Consider the following 18102-nt stretch of genomic DNA (forward strand, 5'->3'; position numbering starts at 1 on the left):
TGCGTCCCAGGTCACAAGCTCTGGGATCACGCGGGAGGATCATTGGGCGTACCGGGAGTAAGACCGGTTCCACCTGAAATGGAAGACAGCGGGACAGACTGGCCATCAAGCTCGGCCTGGAAGACCGCAGCGAGAGGCTGACCCAACGCGTGCGCAATCAGGATCGCCAGTTCGAGGCTCGGCGCGTACTTGGCTTTCTCAATCGCAGCGATCGTCTGCCGGGTACAGCCCGCCCGGTCGGCGAGGTCCTGCTGAGTCATCTCGTCAGCGTCAAAGCGCAGCCGGCGGATCGTGTTGGTAATCCGGAGCTTGGCCTTCTTCATGCACGACACCCACCCACGCTCTGGCAAAGATCGCCAAACCGGTAACTCGCCAAGCGGATCGTGTTGCCCAGTAGGTCCCCTGCAGCGAAGCAGAAGAACAACACATTCAGCGCGATAATCGTGTCAACACCCACAGCCAGTGTGATGAGCAGGGCCATGAACCCGACACCAGCCGCGACGAGCGTGACACCCATGCCATACAGCTGGAACTTCCGGTCCCGCTCATCAATCAGGTGGGGCCGGTGACGATCGGAGCCGAAGATCCTGACCAGCAGCATCAGCGCCACGTTGAGCCCGATGGCCGCAGGAATCACCCAGACAACATTCCTGGCCCACACGTTGACGGCATCAGGCGCCGCGAGCGAGCCGTTGGCGTACAGCTGAGCGATCCGGATGGCAGCAGCCCCATTCACGAGCAGGCCGACGGCCAGAGCGATTACGCAGTTGCGCTGTTCGGGAGTCATGGGACCGGGGTCCTCAAAGTCGACGTTAGATCGGGTTGGTGTGAATGCCATACGACATAATGTAAGATTAATCATTGTCGATGTCAATTATGATTTACATCCTGTCTAAAATAATGTAGATCATGCCCCTTCTCACGGCTCGCACAGGCCATGAGCCCCCAAGCACGCCGAGGGTCACCCGAAGCCTCGGGACCCGATAAAGGAGCAACCCCGTGTTAAGAACCGCCTTGGACTTGTTCGTCAGTCGTGAACCACTGCTCTCAAAGCTGCTTCAGGACGTGCCCGAAACCCGCTGGGCAGAGCAGCCAGCAGGTCTCCCAAACCACGCCGCCTGGACCATGGGTCACCTGTGCCTCGCACACAACGTCCTGCTCTCGCTGCTAGGCGATAAGCCCAGATGTCCCGCCGAATGGAAGCAGCACATGGACATGGGCACCCAGCCGGTATCGGATCGGAACCTCTACCCCACCTGCGAGGCGCTGTGGACGGCCTACCGCGAAGGGCAGGCCGCAGTCACGGCCGCCGTGCGCGCAGCCGACCCCGAGATGATGTCGCAAACGATGCCGATCGAGTCATTCCGCGTTTTCTTCCCGACGATCGGCCACGCCACGCTCTACCTGCTGTGTACGCACGAAGCCACCCACCACGGCCAGCTACAGACCTGGAAGCGAGCGCTGCATTAGCGTAGAGACGCCACTCGCTCCGGCCCTTTCTCATCCACACCCCTCCCCACCCCCATCGCCATCATGCCCGCCCATAGAAGACCAAACCATCCGACTTCTTGCACAAGGCGAAAGTTCCAGAACCAGAAGCGTGCCTCACGCCGCTGAGGAGGCTATCCAGGGGACAATCGTGAAAGTTTGCGCAGATTAAACCTTGACATAGATTATTCCTTGGTACATACTGGCATGAAGCGGCGCTGTTGGTCTGGATTCACGGTTTCGATTAACTAGAAGGGAAGAGGCATGGTTGGTCTTCAACGTGCTGGTCAGGCATGGGTGTTAGTTGGCGTCCTGGGCATGTCGATTGGCTCTGCGGAAGCAACGCAGACCTTCTATCTGGATTTTGACACGATTATCGAGGGGGTGGATGACGGCTCCCTGGTACCCGGTGTGACCCCCGGCGTACCACCGATCGATGAAATCTATGACTACGACAGCGAGCAGCGGAGTTTCGTGGTCGACTACCTGAACATGAATTTCGAGCAACACGGGATGGTTTTTGTGGATGGTCTGCCAGCAATCGCAGGCGCTGGCTCGGTGATTCAGATGAACAAGGGTTTCGGTGCCGGGGCAGAAGGGGTCGACTTCCGAAACCTCGATGATGACGACAGCGCATCAGTGAACATGCTGAGCATCTATAAGTTCCTGAGTTACCCGCTTGAGACGCTATCACTCATGGACGTGGCGATGTCGACAGCCAACACGATCGGACATGAAGCGATGCACCTCATGGGAACGCGTCATCACGATGCGTACGGGCCAATCGGGACGGGGATCGGTACCTTCCCGACCGACTTTCTACCAGTCTCCTCAGCCCCCGTGGGTGCACCGTTCACGCCGGAGAACTTCATGTCGATACACGCGGGTGGGGCAGGATTCGGCTTGGGCTTGTTCACGCCGAAGTTTGTCTCTGAACGAAGCACCATCAGACTGGAGGTGGCCAAGCCCTTCTCGGATGGATTCGTCGACGCCGAACTGGGCGGAAACAACACCTTTGAGACGGCACAGTTCATTGACGTGGACTCGGGCGGGTTCGATGTCGGCTATCCGATGCGACCGTTGCCCGAACCAGATCGTTCGACGCCGGGGACAACACCCGCGCCAGAGATTCCTGTGGCGTTGACAGGCTTTGCGAAGGTGGTCACCGGATCGTTTGACTCGAAGCCGGCACCTGAAAGCGACAAGTTCTTCGGAGACTACTACTCGTTCTTCGGTATCGCTGATGAGATGTGGACGTTCGAGGTGATGTCGAAGATTCTGGAGGGTGGCGATCGGTATGCGGACACCGCGGATCCAGCGGTGGTCATCCTCGACCCGACCGGAGCCGTGGTGCCGTACTACGGCGACCCGTTCGGCGCCGCGAATGATGACGATGATGACGGGGAATTGGGAGCCACAGTGTTCGATGTGATCCTACCAGTGACAGGCTTCTACAGGATCGAGATCATCGTGGCGGATGAGTTCTTTTCGGGCCCGCCTAAGACCGGGCTGGATGGTGGGTCGTATGAGTTGTTCATGTACTCTGCGACGCCAGCAGTCGAGATTCTCGGAGACTTCAATCTTGACAGCGTCCTGACGATCGATGACCTGGACTTGCTCGTGGACGCACTTGGCACGGCGGACGGATTCTTCGATCTGGTCGGCGACCCCGTCGTCGATGAGATCGATCTGTTCTTCTGGGTTGAGTTGTTGTTCGGAACGATTCAGGGCGACGCCAATCTGGACCGAGTCGTGGACCTGATCGATCTGTCGTCACTGGCCTCATCGTTCGGTGCCATTGACGCTGGCTGGGCTGGCGGGGACTTCAATGCAGACGGCATCGTGGATCTGATCGACCTGTCACTCCTCGCATCTAACTTTGGCTTCGATGGCACAGAGGATGCTTTCCCCGATCCAGTACCGGAGCCGGCGAGCGCGTTACTGCTGGCCGGTCTGCTTGGGATGGGTACCAGGCATCGGGTGTCAGCCGCCGCTGAGCTGTAAAGCAGACCTGTCCTTCTGAAACAACCACAAATCAGTTGAATCTCTGGTTCCCACCAAGAAGCGACAAGGTTTAGCCGCTGATTCACTTCGTGAACGACTCGCAGACCAGCTAGCTCAATCTGAAGCGACGACTTCTCCAACTCACGCTCAGAACCTTCCTCCCACGCCGCCCTAAGCCACTTCACCGCAGATCCAACGGCCGCATCCGACTCCAACCCGCCAACGACAAGTACGAACCCATCATCATCGAAGCCGGATCCGTCCAAATCCAAGGCGTCGTCATAGGCGTCGTCCGGGCGTACTGATAGTCCTCAGCTCCGGCAGATAGACCTAGAGATAGCACAGGCCAGACGGTCTGTGTTTTTGTTTGTCCTTAGCAGCCATCAAGAAACTCAAGTCAATCATTAACCAAGTACTAATGTGAACGCGATTAACAACAAATAATGACTTGGTGGTTAAAACGAGGTTGCCAACTTTATTTCGGATATTTGTAACTAAAATATCTTTTTACGCGCAGCCTTCTTTTTTGTGCTTCGTACCCAAGCAACAACAAGCCAACCTCAGCACTCTACTCGGCGCCATAGAGCTAACTGAAAAACAACCCGGCGCTTCCGAAGGGAAAACGAATCATGGCAACTACCCACCCAACTCTAACGACAGCCGCAACACTAACTATCCCCTTAGGGCTCACTCTATCGTTACCGGTACACGCGACTGACCTCGACTGGAAGCAATACCCGGGCAACGATCATTGGTATGCCATTGTTGAAGGACCTGTCACCTGGGGCGAGGCACAGGCCATCGCCGCCAACCAGGATGCTTACTTGGCGACGGTAACCAGTGCCGAAGAAGACAACTGGCTTCAATCCACATTCGGCGTTGGTGCCCTCAACTCGAACTACTGGTTCGGTCTCGAAAGAGAACCCACACCTGGTGAATGGCGTTGGGTAACAAGTGAGCCACTCGATTACACCAACTGGAACCCCAATTACCCCAGCCCACCTTGGCTGCCTTCAACACCCGAGCATCGAGGGATTTACAACGACGACGGCACTTGGATCCACCGCAACGGCTTCGACCGTAGTGTTGCAGCGGGTGGTTTTCCATGGAACGCTGTCATCGAACGCGAAAGTCTGCCAGTTCCTACGCGAAGTGCCTTCTACGAAAGCTTCGAACTGGGCACCCCGGGTACCTACCCCGACGGATGGTCCGTTCGGTTCGGCGCTAATCGCCAGAACATCTCCCAGAATCTCGCCTCGCAGGGCACGCAATCCGCGAAAATGGATGCACTGGCATTCGGTGCTGTAGAGAGCTTCGTCTCCATCCCCCAGCTCCGAACTCCCTTTACCCTCTCTTATGACCTCTACTTAGACAGCGCTTCAAACGACAAAGGTGATCTCTACGTCAGGTACGAATCCGAAGACTTCACTGTCACAGGCGGTTTTCTACGGACCGATGACGGCGACTTCACACTCTCTATCTCCAGCGTTGGTGACACAGGCATCGTGCTGAGTCAGGACCGGTGGTACGGGCTGAAGATGAGAGTCGATCCTGCAAAAGGCATGGTCGATTACTATCTCGACAACGAACTCATCGCACACAACTCCCCAATAGGCGGTTCCTCTCGACCTTCACGCATCGTCATCCACGCCGGCAACATCGATGACTCAAGCCTCACCGGCTACATCGACAACATCGCCCTCAACCTCGACCGTGTCCTCCCGGACGGCGTGATCGCTGGCTACTACTTCGATGGCAACTACACCGACGCCGGACCCAACGGCCTCGACGGCACACCCACCGCCGAAATGCAGCTCGTTCCGAGCATGCCGGGCAAAGGCGAGGCCGCCAGCTTCACCGACCGCTCCACCACCCGCATCGCACTCGGTCAGCAGGACGAGTTCGACCAGATGGGCAACCAGTTCACCACCGCCTTCTGGATCAATCCCACCCATTGGGGCATTATTCAGGATCACGACATCATCGGCAGCAGCAATCGTGATTGGGTCACTGTCATCGAGAGCACAGGTGTCCTTCGTTTCAGTATCAACAACGTCGGCTACGATTCAAACACTGCCATTCTTAATGATGGCTGGCACCACGTCGCCTTCCGTCGCGATCAGGCCGCAGGCACCCTCGAAATTTTCATCGATGGCGTGCTCGACGCCGTCTACACCGGCATCTTCAACGACCTCACGGCCTCCACAGCCATGAACATCGGCCCCTGGGAACTGGGCAGCCCATCCAACTTCGACACAGGATTCCTTGGCGAACTCGATGAGATGTTCTTCTCCAGCGAACTACTCAGCGATAGCGAGATCCGCAGGCTTGCAGACGCCCCCGGCGACGCCAACGCCGACGGCTTCGTCGACATGCAGGACCTCTCCATCCTCGCCCAGAACTTCGGCGGCCTCACCCCCGCACAAGCCTGGGGCGGCGACTTCAACGCCTCCGGCGACGTCGACCTCATCGACCTCTCCATCCTCGCCCAGTTCTTCGGCTTCGGCCTGCCTCAAGCCGCCACCGTCCCCGAACCCGCCAGCCTCTCCCTCCTCGCTCTCTGCGCCCTCCTCACCCGCCGCCGCTAAAAAGCAGCCATCAAACCCTCGCAACTCGGGCCGGAGTCAAAGCTCCGGCCCTTTCTAATTTACACCCCTCCCCACCCCCATCCCCTATCATGCCCCTCCCATGGAAGACCCACCCATCGGACTCCTCGCAGGAGGCGGCCGACTACCCATCATCGAAGCCCAGGGCATCCGCGCCGCCGGACGAAAGGTCGCCTGCGTCGGCTTCACCGGCCAGTACGACAAAGACCTCCCCGACTACTGCGACCACTTCGAAACCGCAGGCATCGTCCGACTCAACCGCTGGCTCAAACTCATGCACCGCTGGAACGTCCAGCAGGCCATCATGGTCGGCTACGTCCGCAAAACCCGCATGTACCAGCCCTTACGAATCGTCTCCAACCTCCCCGACAGCCGCGCCATCCGCCTCTGGTATCGTGTACTACGCAACGACAAGCGCTCGCAGCAGATGCTCGGCGCCATCGCCGACGACCTGCGCCAAGACGGAGTCGAACTCATCGACACCACCGCCTTCATCAAAGACCACCTCGCCGAGCTGGGCGTCATGACCAAAACCCAGCCCTCCTCCGAACAGCAGCTCGATATCGAGTTCGCCAGCCCCATCCTCGCCCGCATGAACGACCTCGACATCGGCCAGGCCATCGCCATCAAGGAACGCGACGTCATCGCCGTCGAAGCCATCGAAGGCACCGACAAGATGATCAAACGCGCCGGCGAACTCTGCCGGGCAGGCGGATGGACCCTCATCAAAGGCGCCAAACCCTCCAAAGACCTCCGCTTCGACGTCCCCACCATCGGCCTCTCCACCATCGAGAACCTCAAGGCCGCCAAAGCCTCCTGCCTCGTCCTTACCGCCCACAACGTCATCATGATCGACAAACAGGACGTCATCGACGCCGCCGACGCCGCCAACATCGTCATCGTCGGCATCGAACCCGTCGAAGACTCCGGCCTCCCCATCGAAACCCTCGCCAAATACGCCATCCCCGCCGAACCCCTCCCCGACATCCCCGAAGAACTCACCCCCACCGCCGAAGTCCAGGCCGAAGTCGCCGAGTCCGAATCCACCGACACCCCCCAAACCGCCGACGCCGACACCTCAGCTCAGAAGTGACGCCGTAAAACTCCCTCCATCACGCTCACGATCCCACCCCTCCGCCGGCCCCACCCGACGCTCGTAATCCCGCCACAACTCAAACCAGTACGCCAGAAACCGGTAAGGCCGCATCGGCTCGTAATACGCCTCGATCATCGGCTCCAGCAGCTTCGGGTTCTTCGGCCGCTCCACCCCCTGCGTCAGACAAAAGTGCCGATACGTCTCCGTATCGATCGCCAGCGTGTCGTAGTGCCCCAGCAGCTGCGCCATGTTCGCCGCCGCATACGGCCCGATCCCATGCAGCTTCCGCAGCTCAGCCAGCACCTCTTCCTCCGTCCGCTCATCCGATTCATACCACCCCGCATCGATCTCACCCGCCAACACCCCCCGCGCCAGCCCCTCAATCCGCTCCGCCCGATACCCCACCTTGCACACCTCCTTCAGCCGCTTCGCCCCAAACCGAGCCACCTCCCCCGCCGTCGGAAAGCCCCCCTTCCCCACATGCTCCACCAGCAGCTTGTTCATCCGAATCGTGCTCGTCCACGTCGTGTTGCACCCCGTCACCGTCTTCACCAGATCCTCCCACATCGTCGCCGACCGAAACAGCCGACCAAACCCCCTCTTCTTCGCCTCCGGATTCAGCCGCCACCAGTCCCGCAGATCCTCATCCACCCGCAGCATCCGCCCCACCTGCCCCTTCACCTCCCCCTGATGATCCCTGTTCAATCTCTCCCCACACCGAATCAACAGCCCCCTCCCCGACCCCGCCTCCGTCACCCGCACCCCCACCCGACCCTCACCTCCCACACGCAGCACCGTCTCAAACGCCTTCGCCTTCGGATCCCAGTGATTCGGAGCCAACAGAAAATACCCGTACGAGCACACCGCCCGCCCCAGCCGAAACCCCCGCGGAACCTCCAAAGCCAGCCGCGATCCACTCAGCATCCTGCTACGATCCCTCAACAAAAGAGAAAAGGTTCGCCGATTCCCAAAGAAGGGAATACCCTGCCACGCGGCAGTGCTATGATGCCAACCCCCAAACGGGCTATAACGCCAAACATACGTACCCCTACAACCACAAGCGTCCACTGTCCCCACGGCGATCTGACCCGGAGTCCATCTCCTCGACCAGATGCCAAAGACAACGACGGAGCCAACCAAACGTGATCAACGCACTCCTCAACAAGTTCCCCAGCTTCCGCTGGCCCCTCTCCGCCAAAAACTCCACCCACCCCTCACTCCGAGGCGGGCTCGACTGGTCCGTCATCCTCGGACTCGCTTTCCTCCACGTCGTCGCCATCGCCGCCCCCTGGACCTTCACCTGGTCCGGACTCGCCATCCTCATCCTCCTCTGGTACCTCACCGGCGGACTCGGCATCGTCCTCTGCTACCACCGACTCCTCACCCATCGCTCCTTCGCCTGCCCCAAGTGGGTCGAATACACACTCACCTTTCTCGCCTGTGCCGCATGGCAAGGCCGCCCCTCCCAGTGGGTCGGCACCCACCGCATCCACCACAAACACTCCGACGAAGAAGGCGACCCCCACACCCCACAACACGGCTTCACCTGGTCACACATGTTCTGGACGCTCTTCAAAGAGCCCGAAGGCATGAAGGCCGACGACTTCGCCAAAGACCTCCAGCGTGACGCCGGTCAGCGCTGGTTCGACCGCTACTTCGTCGTTCCCCAGATCGTCATCGCCGCCATCCTCATCGGACTCGGTTACGCCCTGGGCGGCTGGCCCCTCGCCATCTCATGGTTCGTCTGGGGCGTCGCCCTACGAACCGTCTGGGTCTGGCACATCACCTGGTTCGTCAACTCCGCCACCCACACCTGGGGCTACCGCAACTTCAAAACCACCGAGCACTCCACCAACCTCTGGTGGGTCGCCATCCTCTCCTTCGGCGAAGGCTGGCACAACAACCACCACGCCCACCCACGCTCCGCCCAACACGGCATGCGCTGGTTCGAAATCGACCCCACCAACTGGGTCATCAAAGCCATGGAAGTCACCGGACTCGCCTGGAACGTCAAACGAACCTCCGTCCACTGACCCACCAAAATTAAATGAACCTCCCCCAAAGACACGGCCTAGCGCCGTGTCTTTTTTTGTTGAATCACTCCGCCCACCGAAGCTCCGCCACCACCGGATCGTGATCCGACGCCAACACCCCATCCACCAACCCGTAATCAATCACACAGTCCACTGTCTCCAAGACCGGGTTGTGCAACACCCAGTCGATCCGCCGATCCCGAACCGCCTCCGCCCGAAACGCGCTGTACGTCCCCTCACCCTCACGCCGCTCCGGATGCGCTTGACGATACGCATCCACCAACGCCGGATTCCCAGGCAGATCCCCAGTCGTTAGCGCCAGATAAGGCGGCGAACCTTCACCCGCATTGAAATCACCCACCAGCACAAACGCCGTACCCGAGGGCACCTCCACCAACCGATCCCGAATCAACCTCGCCGACGCCAACCGCGACTCAGCCCCGATGTGATCGAAGTGCGTGTTCCCAAACACCACCGCCCGACCCGATCGACGAGCCCGAACCAACACCCACGACGCCATCCGCGTCATCGAGGCATCCCAGCCCACCGAGCCAGGCCTCTCCGGATCCTCACTCAACCACAAGTGCCCCCCTTCCTCAATCCCGAACCGCTCCCGCTTCACAAAGATCCCGCAGTACTCACCCGCCTCCAAACCATCATCCCGACCCACCCCCCAGAACGCATACCCCGGGAACGCTGCCTTGATCTCCTCCACCTGAAACGTCAGAGCCTCCTGAACCCCCAGCAGATCCGGATCATGACGCCGAATCATCCCCATCACCGCCTCCCGACGATGCTCCCACGCATTCGCCCCATCGTTCGCCGTCCCAAACCGGATGTTGAAACTCATCGCCGTAAACGACGCTGGCGAAGACACAGCATCTTGAGATCTCCCCGGCACCCGTTCTTCCATGACCGCCACCGACCCGCAACCCACCACCACCAACAGCAGACCCATCAACATCCACCGCATAGCCAGCTCCGTTCCCGAAGACCACCGAACCATGAGAACCCGAACCTAACCCGCCGCCATCACCTCAATCATCGCCGCACAGAACGCCGCCAGATCGTCAGGCCGCCGACTGCTCACACGCTTGCCATCCACCACCACCGCCTGGTCATGCCAGATCGCCCCCGCATTCACCAGGTCATCCTTGATCCCAGGCGTCGACGTGTAATTCACACCCTCCACAATCCCCGCCGAAATCTCGATCCACGGCCCGTGACAAATCGACGCCACACACTTCCCCGCCTCCGCAATCTCACGCGTGATCGTCTTCACCTCGTCATAACGACGCAGCTTGTCCGGCATCCAACCCCCCGGCACCAGCAACCCATCAAACGAAGACGCCACCTGATCCCGAACCGCTGCCTCCGCCACCTGCGGGTACCCATGCTTCCCCTTGTGCATAACCCCCGCCTCCAACCCCGCAATCACTACCTCCGCCCCCGCCTCCATCAACCGATACTTCGGCACCTGCAACTCCAGGTCCTCATAGTCATCCCCCACAAACACCAACACACGCTTCCCAGATAGTGGCGACTTACTCATCCCCAAAGCCTACCAGACACCCCCGCCCACAAGGAACACCCACCCCTAACCCGACCGCGACGCCGGGTGCCACACCTTGTCCTGACAAAGTCAGAGCAAGGTGTGCCGACCACCATCAACCAAGGGTGGCTGTGGGCACGTCACGTGCCCACAGTACCAAACATCAACCCACTCCTAACCCGGTCGCGACGCGACCGGGCTCACAAACAAAGACTTCCCAACAGACACAGCACACACAACTCCACCACCGCGATACCCAAAAAACCAACTAGTTATAAGATCCACTAAGACCCATGCGACCCGACCCCCCACCCAACCTCCGAGACCTCTAAACCACCCTCATCCAAACCTTCATCCTCCCCGCCCGACGCGACCGCTACCTCGCCCTCCTCCACAAACCCAACAAACGACAAATAATCCTCGACCGCCTCTCCCACTGCGACGACTTCGACCCTCGCTGCATCACCGACCTCCCCTCCACCACCGACATCCTCGAAACCCTCACCCGCCACGGAGCCCCGCCCACCTGCCACGTCCTCAGCACCGACCCCGACCTCGAAGGCCAGACCCTCCCCCTCGCCGAAGCCATCGCCCTCTCCGAAGTCAACATCGCAGGCGGCACCCTCCTCGGCTGCCTCCCCGCCAAACTCGCCTACTACCAAGGCAACCACGGCGAAACGCGGCAGATTCTGAACGCCTCCATAGCCATTCACGCATGACGCGATATGATTGGCTAAATCAATTATTCGGATTTGAAGCGATTAAAGGTAGCTAGATAATGAGTGGACGAGCAGGACATCGCAAAAGACTAGTCTGTGTAACAGCCTCCAACCTCCGCTCTAACCATCTCTACCTCACCGGACACACAGATTTCTTTCCTGCCGATGCGTTTGGAGGGCCTTCCGCAAAATCAGAGCTTGGAAAGCCTATCCGTCTACACGTAGAGGGGCTCGATGAACCGATCGAGACAGACATACCTACAGACTCCCGGACGGGGAAGCCCAGAAATTTTTTCCGTCGCCGTAGCTGGGTACGAGAATTCTTTGAGAAACACACGATTCAGGCCGGAGACACGGTCTCCATAGAAGCGATAAGCGATAGAGACTTCAGAGTCAGCACCTTTGAATCTAAAGACACACGCGACTGTCCATCATCTTTCTTGTTTGAAAGCGAGCCAAAGGGCAACGGGCCACGCGTGATTGAGCTCTTTGCCGGATGTGGCGGCATGGCCCTGGGTTTCAAGCAAGCTGGCTTCAGAACAGTTCTCGCCAATGAATGGGATCGCGAGGCTTGTGATACCCTTCGCGAAAATGTCTCCGAACGAGTGTTGAACTGTGCGATTCAAGAAATAAAGAGCTTCCCCGACGCCGACGTAGTGGCTGGCGGACCACCCTGCCAAGGTTTTAGCAACCTCGGCGAGAAAGTTCCTAATGACCCGCGCAATCAACTCTGGCGTCACTACTTTCGATGCGTCGAACAGGTCTTGCCTAAGATTTTTGTACTAGAGAACGTCCCTCCGCTATTGAAATCCGCCGAACACGTTGAAATGACGCGTATGGCTGAAAGATTGGGTTACACAGTGGAAGGACGGGTATTGAATTCCGCTGATTATGGCGTGCCTCAAACAAGGCGACGCGCAATACTAATCGGCTCCAGGATCGGCAAACCTTCATTCCCAGAGCCCACACACCGGGATCCAAACAAACATAATCTTATTAACCACAACCTGCCAGTCTGGAGAACGGTTAGAGATGCCATTGGACACGTGCCTCTAGAACCCACTGAAAAGAATTGGCATATTGGCCGCAATCCGACTGAAAAATCGCTGCGCCGATACAAATGCATCCCGCCAGGAGGCAATCGCTGGGATCTTCCAAAAGAACTAACACCCGACTGCTGGATAAGGAAGACCAAAGGGGGAACTGATTTATTCGGCAGACTCTGGTGGGACCGACCCTCAGTCACAATCCGCACAGAGTTTTACAAGCCAGAGAAGGGACGATATCTCCACCCCGTGGCCAATCGCCCCATCACACATCATGAAGCCGCTCTGCTTCAATCATTCCCGGAGAATTTCAAGTTTATTGGCCGCAAGATTAGCGTCGGCGTGCAGATCGGAAATGCCGTACCGCCTTTATTGGCTCATCGTATTGCGTTACACGTTTCATGCATGCTAACTGAACAGTGTGACAATGTTGCGTCCAAGTCTGTGTAAGGTCAGCGAATGAGCAAGGCCAAAGGCGCACGGAACAAGCTGCGAGATTTCTTCTTCGACAACGTGGGAATCGTGCTTACTTCAGAGCAGCTGAGAGAAGTCGCGCAAATAAGTGAGTGGGCCCGAAGAATCAGAGAACTTAGAAACGAAGAAGGCTTACAAATACTCACCCACAATGATAGAGATTCGTTGAAACCCGGAGAGTATCTATTAGAGACACTTGAGCCCAAGCCAGTCATCGCTCGAGCTATCTCTTCAAAATTAAGACAAGAAATACTCGATAGAAACGGCTTCACTTGCCAAGCCTGTGGTGCCGGTGCTGGCGAAGAATCTGGGTGTGAGCCGGGCAAGAAATGCAGGCTTCAGATAGACCACATACAACCAATAAGCCATGGTGGTACAGACAGCAAATATAACCTTCAGGCCGTTTGCGCAGGTTTCAATAAAGGTAAAGCAAACCTAAAAGTAAAAGCTTCGAGAGAAGCAATAAGCTTGATGAGCGTGGTACGTAAACAGCCGCGCAATATCCAAATAGAGGTATATGAGTTTCTGAAAAAGAAATTCGGCGACTAGGCACGTGTACCAAGACCACCACCAATAACGGGTAGCTGTGGTCCCGCCACGCCGGAGCCACAGAACTAGCGACTGTCCAAACCGTGCGCCGTTGCGCACACACCCCGTGCGCGCCAGCGCACACCCATCACACCCTGAACCGCGATTTCTCCACCCAACCACCTACCGATTTTCCCTTACCACCAGAACCACCCAAAACCGACCCAAATCAGCTGATTTCGAGTCAAAACAAGCCCAAACCACACAAAAACCGCCCCACAACCCCGCGATTAAACCACCCGGCCAGCACCCCCTTCAAAATTCTTTAAGCCACTACTTCAGAATTAATTACGACCAGCCACACACCAACTTAAGGCCAAACAGGCTAGCCCGTGTTCCGCAGGCCCGCCGCGATGGCCTGGATCGACAGCCGGAGCGACTGCTCGAGACTCGCCGCCTTCGCCGACACCGCATCCCCACCCCCCGTATCCCCTTCCACGGACTCCACTTGCACGAAATTCCGCGACCGCCTCAATAGCTCCACCTGGATGCAGTTGATCGCGTCCACAAACGGGCTCCGCACCCGGATCATCCGCCCCAGCCACGCCACACCCCCCAGCAACTCCTCCCGACCTGTGATCGTAAGCACTGCATTCACGGATAGTTGCACCTCATCCCGCATCGCCTCCCAGATCGCCAGCGACCCCGTCTCACCCCCCTCCTCCGCCAGCTCCGCGTACAGCCGAGCGATCTCCGGGTCACACTTCGCCAGCGCCAGCTCCGCATTATCCACCACCGCCTTGAAGAAAGGCCACCGCTCGTACATTTCAGCGAGCAACGCTTTCTCCTTGTCCAACAAGGCTTTAACGCCACTGCCAAACCCATAAAAAGCATTCAGCAGCTGCCGGCTCTGCGTCCAGGCGAACGTGTACGGAATCGCCCGCAGGTCATCCAGCGTCTGCTGCCGGGTCCGCCGGCTCGGCCGCGAGCCGATCGGCATCTGCTCGATCGCCTCAATAGGCGTCGCCGCCCGAAAATAGCCCACAAACCCTTCTCTCTCAATGAGTTGCCGATACGCCCGTCGGCTCGCCTCGGCCATCTTCTCCACTACCTCCGCCCACGCCCCGGGCACCGCCTGGTCCGGCTCCGCCGAGGCCAGGAGCGTCGCCGACAAGACCTGCTCCAGATGCCGCGACCCGATCGCCGGATCGTCGTACCGCTCGGCCAGCACCTCCCCCTGCTCGGTCATCCGCAGCCGGCCCCTAAGTGCTGATGAGGGAAGGGATTGGATCGCCCTCGCCGCCGGCCCGCCACCCCGTCCGAGTGCCCCGCCACGCCCGTGGAAGATCCGCAATCGGACGCCGTGCTGATCCGCCACCGCCGCGAGCTTCTCCTGAGCCTTCTGCAGGGCCCAGTTCGAACTCAGATACCCGCCATCCTTCGCCGAATCGGAGTAGCCGACCATCACGACCTGCTCCCCGCCGGTCGCCTTCACGTGCTCGCGGTAGGCCTTATCTGACAGGAGTTTACGAAGGATCTCGGGCCCGTTCTCCAGGTCGTCCACCGTCTCCAGCAGCGGGACAATCGGCTGCGGGTAGAGCCGATCGGCGCTCCCGGTATCCAGCGCCGCACCGAGCCGGCTGAGGAACAGCATGATCATCGCATCGCTCGGCTGCTGGGTCATGCTGATGATCAGCATCCCGAGCGGGTCGGCCCCCCGGGTCCGGGCGGTCCGCTGGAGGAGCCGGAACGTCTCGAGCAGATCGTGGGTGGTTTCCGACAACGCGACAGATCGCATTTTCTTAACGCGTTCTTTTGTCAGGGGTTGTGTCAACCAGGCGATCCGGTCGGCTTCGCTCAGGAGGTTCAGATCGATGGTTTGTGGCTGGCCCTGCTCGATGGCCATCAGCTCGCCGGCCGCAGCGCGGAGGGTCTGGGCGTTGTCGCGGACGTCGAGCCGGAGCAGATGCAGGCCGAAGCTGGCGACGCGGATCTGCCAGTCACGTAATTCGGCGTCGGCGAGGTCGTCATAACCCAGCGACCGGAGGTACTGCTCGGCGAGGGTGAGGTCGTCGGCGAGTTCGGTGCTGGAGCCGTAGGCCCCGCGTTCGGAGTCGGTGGTGCGGTTGAGCCGGTAGCGGATCACCGCAAGCCATTGTCGGAGCAGCTCTTCGCGATGGACGCGGTCGAGCCGGGTGCCGAGCCGGGGCCAGCGGGCGCCAGCGCGGGCGATGGCGGTTTCGAGCCGGGCGGCTTCGGGCGTGGCCTCATTGGTCCGATGTCGGGCGAGGGTGAGGCGGGCGGCAAGCTGCCGGCAGGCGCGGAGGTGGAGCTGGATCGCGGCGCGGTGCAGGCGCAGGAGGCTGCCGGCGGTGACGTCGACGGTGACGAAGGGGTTGCCGTCGCGGTCGCCGCCTATCCAGTTGCCGAAGTGGAGGACGGACTGGACGGGTCGGTGGCCGGTGGCGTCGACGGCGGGTCGTTCGGTGGCGAGTTCGCGTTCGATCTGCTGGTGGAGGTCGGGGACGACGTTCCAGACGGTGCGGACGGCGTAGAGGGCGCGGCCGAGTTCATCGGCGACGTTGGGCCTTCGGGGGCGGAGGGTGTCGGTGCACCAGAGGCAGACCATGTCGAGGTGGAGGCGGTCCATGAGCTTGCGGCGTTGCGCACGGAGCAGGTCTTCGCGGTCGAGCTGGTGGAGGGTTCGGCGGAGGCGGGCGAGGATGCGGCGGCTCGTTTTTCTCTTGGCTTCGGTGGGGTGGGCGGTGAAGACGAGTTCGATGTCGAGGCCGGCGAGGAGGTCGTGGAGGTTGTTTTTGTCGTTGGCCTGGCGCTCTTCGCGGAGGTGGGTGACGGCGGCGGCGATGGAGCCTTTGACGATGCCCCGGCCGGAGCGTTCGCGGAGGACGCGGATGCGGTGGCGGTCTTCGGCGAGGTTGGCGAGGTCGAAGAAGAGGCCGAGGGAGCGGACGACTTCGATGAGCTGGTCGTCGGGGATGGCGCGGATGGTCTGGATGATCTGCTGTTCGAGGGCTTTGGGGTTGTCGGCGGTGTCGCGTTCGGCGGCGAGGTCACGGAGGGTGATGGCGGTGGACCAGAGGTCGTGGCCTTCGTGGTCGATGATGACTTCTCGGAGGAGCCAGGTGAGGAGGCGGATGTCGCGGCGGAGGGGCCGGTCGCCTGGGACGCGGTGGAGGCTGGTTAGGTCGGGCATGGGGAGATGGTAACGCCTTACGCATTGCTAATGATGAAAGCGAGTAGGGTCGTGTACCCATGAGCCAAACGCTTGGCAGGCGCCGATCTCCGGGTCAGACAGAAGGAAGAGTGATGCTCTTCAGGCATGCAGCTAGTGCTGATGACTCATCTAGGAAAGCGTGATTTCACTTCTCAGGTCATCTTGTAAGCCCGTTCTCAGACTAGCTAGCTGACGGTTTACGCCCCAATACGCAAGAGCTTGAATCACTGTCAGACCAATAGCAGCTAAAGGGCCGCTAGCTGGCAAGCTAGGCCCAGAGGCCAGCCCCGCTTGCTTTAGTGTGTCCCAAAAAAACCACAGGCACAGTAGAAATATGGATACCAAGGTAAATAGTGGCATTAGCACAATACACAATCGATACCACACCCAATGCTGCCATCGTATTTGCAGGTTTACTTTTGTGTACTCATGGCTATCCCATTCAGAACACACATAAAATGGCGATCCGTTCAATCCCTTCAACTCCCGGCCTGACAGATAGGTCTCTGTTCTAACTCGATACTCTTCGAGAGTGACGACGGGCCCGTATCGTCGAATCCTGTGAGCCATGATCTAGATCTTAATTCCGGCGGGTGGGGCTAAAGCTCGGTTCGAGAAGTAAAGACAGCATTACACAATTTAGTCACGATACACCAACGCCTCCATTATGCCACAGATATCTTGTTAGACAGGCTGCTGTTTGAATCGGTGTATCAAGAATAGGAGTGGGCTGAGACCAAACAAGCTCGCGGGTTCGGGGATTTGGTTGATGGTGATTCTGGAGAAGTCGATGGCTAGGTTGTCGCCGTTTTCGAAGAGTTCGAGTTGGACGATGCCGTCGCGGACGAATTCGGCTTCGGGGCCGGTGAAGGTGCAGCGTTGGAGTTCGGGGCGGACGGGGTCGCGGTCGCGGTTGCCGAAAGGGAGGAGGATGCCGTCGATGCTGATGGTGGGCTGGACGCCGATGTCGACTGAGAAGACTTCGAGGATGTCAACGTGGACTTCGAGTTGGGGGGCGTTGGCGAGCTGATCGAGCTGGTCGGTGAAGTCGTGCTGCCAGGCTCTGGGCGTGGTGCCGTCGTCGTTGATGACGGCGTCGAAGACGGGGAGGTCGTCGGGCTCGCGGTTGTCGAAGAAGTCGACGCGGAGGGGGCCGTCGAAGCCGAAGTTGTCCATGTCGCCGACGAGGTTGACGATGAGGCTGGCGTGAGCGGGTGCTGTAAGGGTGAATGACAGGATGATGGCGGCGAGGCGTCTCACGGCGGCTTTCTCCAATGGCTGACTGCTGTGCACCTATGTTGACTTGGAGAGGGCCGGTTGT

The 18102-nt window shown here is 59.3% G+C and carries 16 protein-coding genes; 8 read left to right on the top strand and 8 right to left on the bottom strand.

Annotation, left to right across the window (positions count from 1 at the left end; genetic code table 11):
• Positions 1–26: 26 nt before the first annotated feature.
• Together ACQZAB_RS04030 and ACQZAB_RS04035 are read right to left on the bottom strand one after the other, a co-directional pair.
• A complete protein-coding gene (locus tag ACQZAB_RS04030; protein WP_428387303.1) occupies positions 27–323 on the bottom strand; it encodes a helix-turn-helix transcriptional regulator in 297 nt (98 codons plus the stop codon).
• The gene (locus ACQZAB_RS04035) at positions 320–787 is read right to left on the bottom strand and encodes a hypothetical protein (protein ID WP_428387305.1); all 468 of its coding nucleotides are present in this window, start codon (positions 785–787) and stop codon (positions 320–322) included. Before ACQZAB_RS04035 ends, ACQZAB_RS04030 begins: the two co-directional genes overlap by 4 nt.
• Positions 788–999: 212 nt before the next feature.
• On the opposite strand from ACQZAB_RS04035, the gene ACQZAB_RS04040 reads away from it, so the two are divergent.
• The 5 genes from ACQZAB_RS04040 (at position 1000) to ACQZAB_RS04060 (ending at position 7191) form a co-directional block, all read left to right on the top strand.
• Positions 1000–1470 carry a DinB family protein gene (locus tag ACQZAB_RS04040; RefSeq protein WP_428387306.1) on the top strand — a complete coding sequence of 157 codons (471 nt, stop codon included), beginning with the start codon at positions 1000–1002 and terminating at the stop codon, positions 1468–1470.
• Positions 1471–1806: 336 nt separating this feature from the next.
• Positions 1807–3492, top strand: a complete 1686-nt coding sequence (locus tag ACQZAB_RS04045; RefSeq protein ID WP_428387307.1) for a hypothetical protein — start codon at positions 1807–1809, stop codon at positions 3490–3492.
• A gap of 119 nt (positions 3493–3611) precedes the next feature.
• Positions 3612–3797 carry a LexA family protein gene (locus tag ACQZAB_RS04050; protein WP_428390133.1) on the top strand — a complete coding sequence of 62 codons (186 nt, stop codon included), beginning with the start codon at positions 3612–3614 and terminating at the stop codon, positions 3795–3797.
• 324 nt (positions 3798–4121) lie between these two features.
• Positions 4122–6080, top strand: coding sequence for a LamG-like jellyroll fold domain-containing protein (locus tag ACQZAB_RS04055; RefSeq protein ID WP_428387309.1), 1959 nt, complete (start codon positions 4122–4124; stop codon positions 6078–6080).
• 100 nt (positions 6081–6180) lie between these two features.
• The gene (locus ACQZAB_RS04060) at positions 6181–7191 is read left to right on the top strand and encodes an LpxI family protein (protein WP_428387310.1); all 1011 of its coding nucleotides are present in this window, start codon (positions 6181–6183) and stop codon (positions 7189–7191) included.
• On the opposite strand, the gene ACQZAB_RS04065 is transcribed toward ACQZAB_RS04060, so the two are convergent.
• Positions 7177–8118 (bottom strand): hypothetical protein, encoded by a 942-nt coding sequence (locus ACQZAB_RS04065; RefSeq protein WP_428387312.1) that lies wholly within the window; start codon positions 8116–8118, stop codon positions 7177–7179. The genes ACQZAB_RS04060 and ACQZAB_RS04065 overlap by 15 nt on opposite strands.
• Before the next feature lie 218 nt (positions 8119–8336).
• Here ACQZAB_RS04065 and ACQZAB_RS04070 point away from each other — a divergent pair, with 218 nt between their 5' ends.
• Positions 8337–9227: an acyl-CoA desaturase gene (locus tag ACQZAB_RS04070; protein WP_428387313.1), complete on the top strand. Its 891-nt coding sequence runs from the start codon at positions 8337–8339 to the stop codon at positions 9225–9227.
• A 64-nt stretch (positions 9228–9291) separates the two neighbouring features.
• Here ACQZAB_RS04070 and ACQZAB_RS04075 read toward each other — a convergent pair whose 3' ends face one another.
• From ACQZAB_RS04075 to ACQZAB_RS04085, 3 genes are all read right to left on the bottom strand, one after another.
• Positions 9292–10200, bottom strand: coding sequence for an endonuclease/exonuclease/phosphatase family protein (locus ACQZAB_RS04075; RefSeq protein ID WP_428387315.1), 909 nt, complete (start codon positions 10198–10200; stop codon positions 9292–9294).
• 45 nt (positions 10201–10245) lie between these two features.
• Positions 10246–10779: a type 1 glutamine amidotransferase domain-containing protein gene (locus ACQZAB_RS04080; protein WP_428387317.1), complete on the bottom strand. Its 534-nt coding sequence runs from the start codon at positions 10777–10779 to the stop codon at positions 10246–10248.
• Between the two features lie 284 nt (positions 10780–11063).
• Positions 11064–11492 carry a hypothetical protein gene (locus ACQZAB_RS04085; protein WP_428387319.1) on the bottom strand — a complete coding sequence of 143 codons (429 nt, stop codon included), beginning with the start codon at positions 11490–11492 and terminating at the stop codon, positions 11064–11066.
• A 65-nt stretch (positions 11493–11557) separates the two neighbouring features.
• Here ACQZAB_RS04085 and ACQZAB_RS04090 point away from each other — a divergent pair, with 65 nt between their 5' ends.
• Positions 11558–12994: a DNA cytosine methyltransferase gene (locus tag ACQZAB_RS04090; RefSeq protein ID WP_428387321.1), complete on the top strand. Its 1437-nt coding sequence runs from the start codon at positions 11558–11560 to the stop codon at positions 12992–12994.
• A gap of 9 nt (positions 12995–13003) precedes the next feature.
• A complete protein-coding gene (locus tag ACQZAB_RS04095; RefSeq protein ID WP_428387323.1) occupies positions 13004–13567 on the top strand; it encodes an HNH endonuclease in 564 nt (187 codons plus the stop codon).
• A gap of 364 nt (positions 13568–13931) precedes the next feature.
• Here the strand turns inward: ACQZAB_RS04095 and ACQZAB_RS04100 are convergent, their stop codons facing one another.
• Both ACQZAB_RS04100 and ACQZAB_RS04105 read right to left on the bottom strand, forming a co-directional pair.
• On the bottom strand, positions 13932–16760 hold the full coding sequence (locus tag ACQZAB_RS04100) for a phosphoenolpyruvate carboxylase (RefSeq protein ID WP_428387325.1): 2829 nt from the start codon (positions 16758–16760) through the stop codon (positions 13932–13934).
• 705 nt (positions 16761–17465) lie between these two features.
• Positions 17466–18041 (bottom strand): hypothetical protein, encoded by a 576-nt coding sequence (locus ACQZAB_RS04105; RefSeq protein ID WP_428387327.1) that lies wholly within the window; start codon positions 18039–18041, stop codon positions 17466–17468.
• Positions 18042–18102 lie beyond the last annotated feature (61 nt).

The sequence above is a fragment of the Mucisphaera sp. genome, assembly GCF_965279675.1.
Taxonomy (GTDB): domain Bacteria; phylum Planctomycetota; class Phycisphaerae; order Phycisphaerales; family Phycisphaeraceae; genus Mucisphaera.

What these genes read in the sequence shown, in the direction of transcription:
- ACQZAB_RS04095 (WP_428387323.1), top strand. Translation starts at nt 13,004, where the DNA reads ATGAGCAAGGCCAAAGGCGCACGGAACAAGCTGCGAGATTTCTTCTTC.
- ACQZAB_RS04060 (WP_428387310.1), top strand. Translation starts at nt 6,181, where the DNA reads ATGGAAGACCCACCCATCGGACTCCTCGCAGGAGGCGGCCGACTACCC.
- ACQZAB_RS04045 (WP_428387307.1), top strand. Translation starts at nt 1,807, where the DNA reads ATGTCGATTGGCTCTGCGGAAGCAACGCAGACCTTCTATCTGGATTTT.
- ACQZAB_RS04030 (WP_428387303.1), bottom strand. Translation starts at nt 323, where the DNA reads ATGAAGAAGGCCAAGCTCCGGATTACCAACACGATCCGCCGGCTGCGC.
- ACQZAB_RS04075 (WP_428387315.1), bottom strand. Translation starts at nt 10,200, where the DNA reads ATGCGGTGGATGTTGATGGGTCTGCTGTTGGTGGTGGTGGGTTGCGGG.
- ACQZAB_RS04055 (WP_428387309.1), top strand. Translation starts at nt 4,122, where the DNA reads ATGGCAACTACCCACCCAACTCTAACGACAGCCGCAACACTAACTATC.
- ACQZAB_RS04065 (WP_428387312.1), bottom strand. Translation starts at nt 8,118, where the DNA reads ATGCTGAGTGGATCGCGGCTGGCTTTGGAGGTTCCGCGGGGGTTTCGG.
- ACQZAB_RS04090 (WP_428387321.1), top strand. Translation starts at nt 11,558, where the DNA reads ATGAGTGGACGAGCAGGACATCGCAAAAGACTAGTCTGTGTAACAGCC.
- ACQZAB_RS04100 (WP_428387325.1), bottom strand. Translation starts at nt 16,760, where the DNA reads ATGCCCGACCTAACCAGCCTCCACCGCGTCCCAGGCGACCGGCCCCTC.
- ACQZAB_RS04035 (WP_428387305.1), bottom strand. Translation starts at nt 787, where the DNA reads ATGACTCCCGAACAGCGCAACTGCGTAATCGCTCTGGCCGTCGGCCTG.
- ACQZAB_RS04080 (WP_428387317.1), bottom strand. Translation starts at nt 10,779, where the DNA reads ATGAGTAAGTCGCCACTATCTGGGAAGCGTGTGTTGGTGTTTGTGGGG.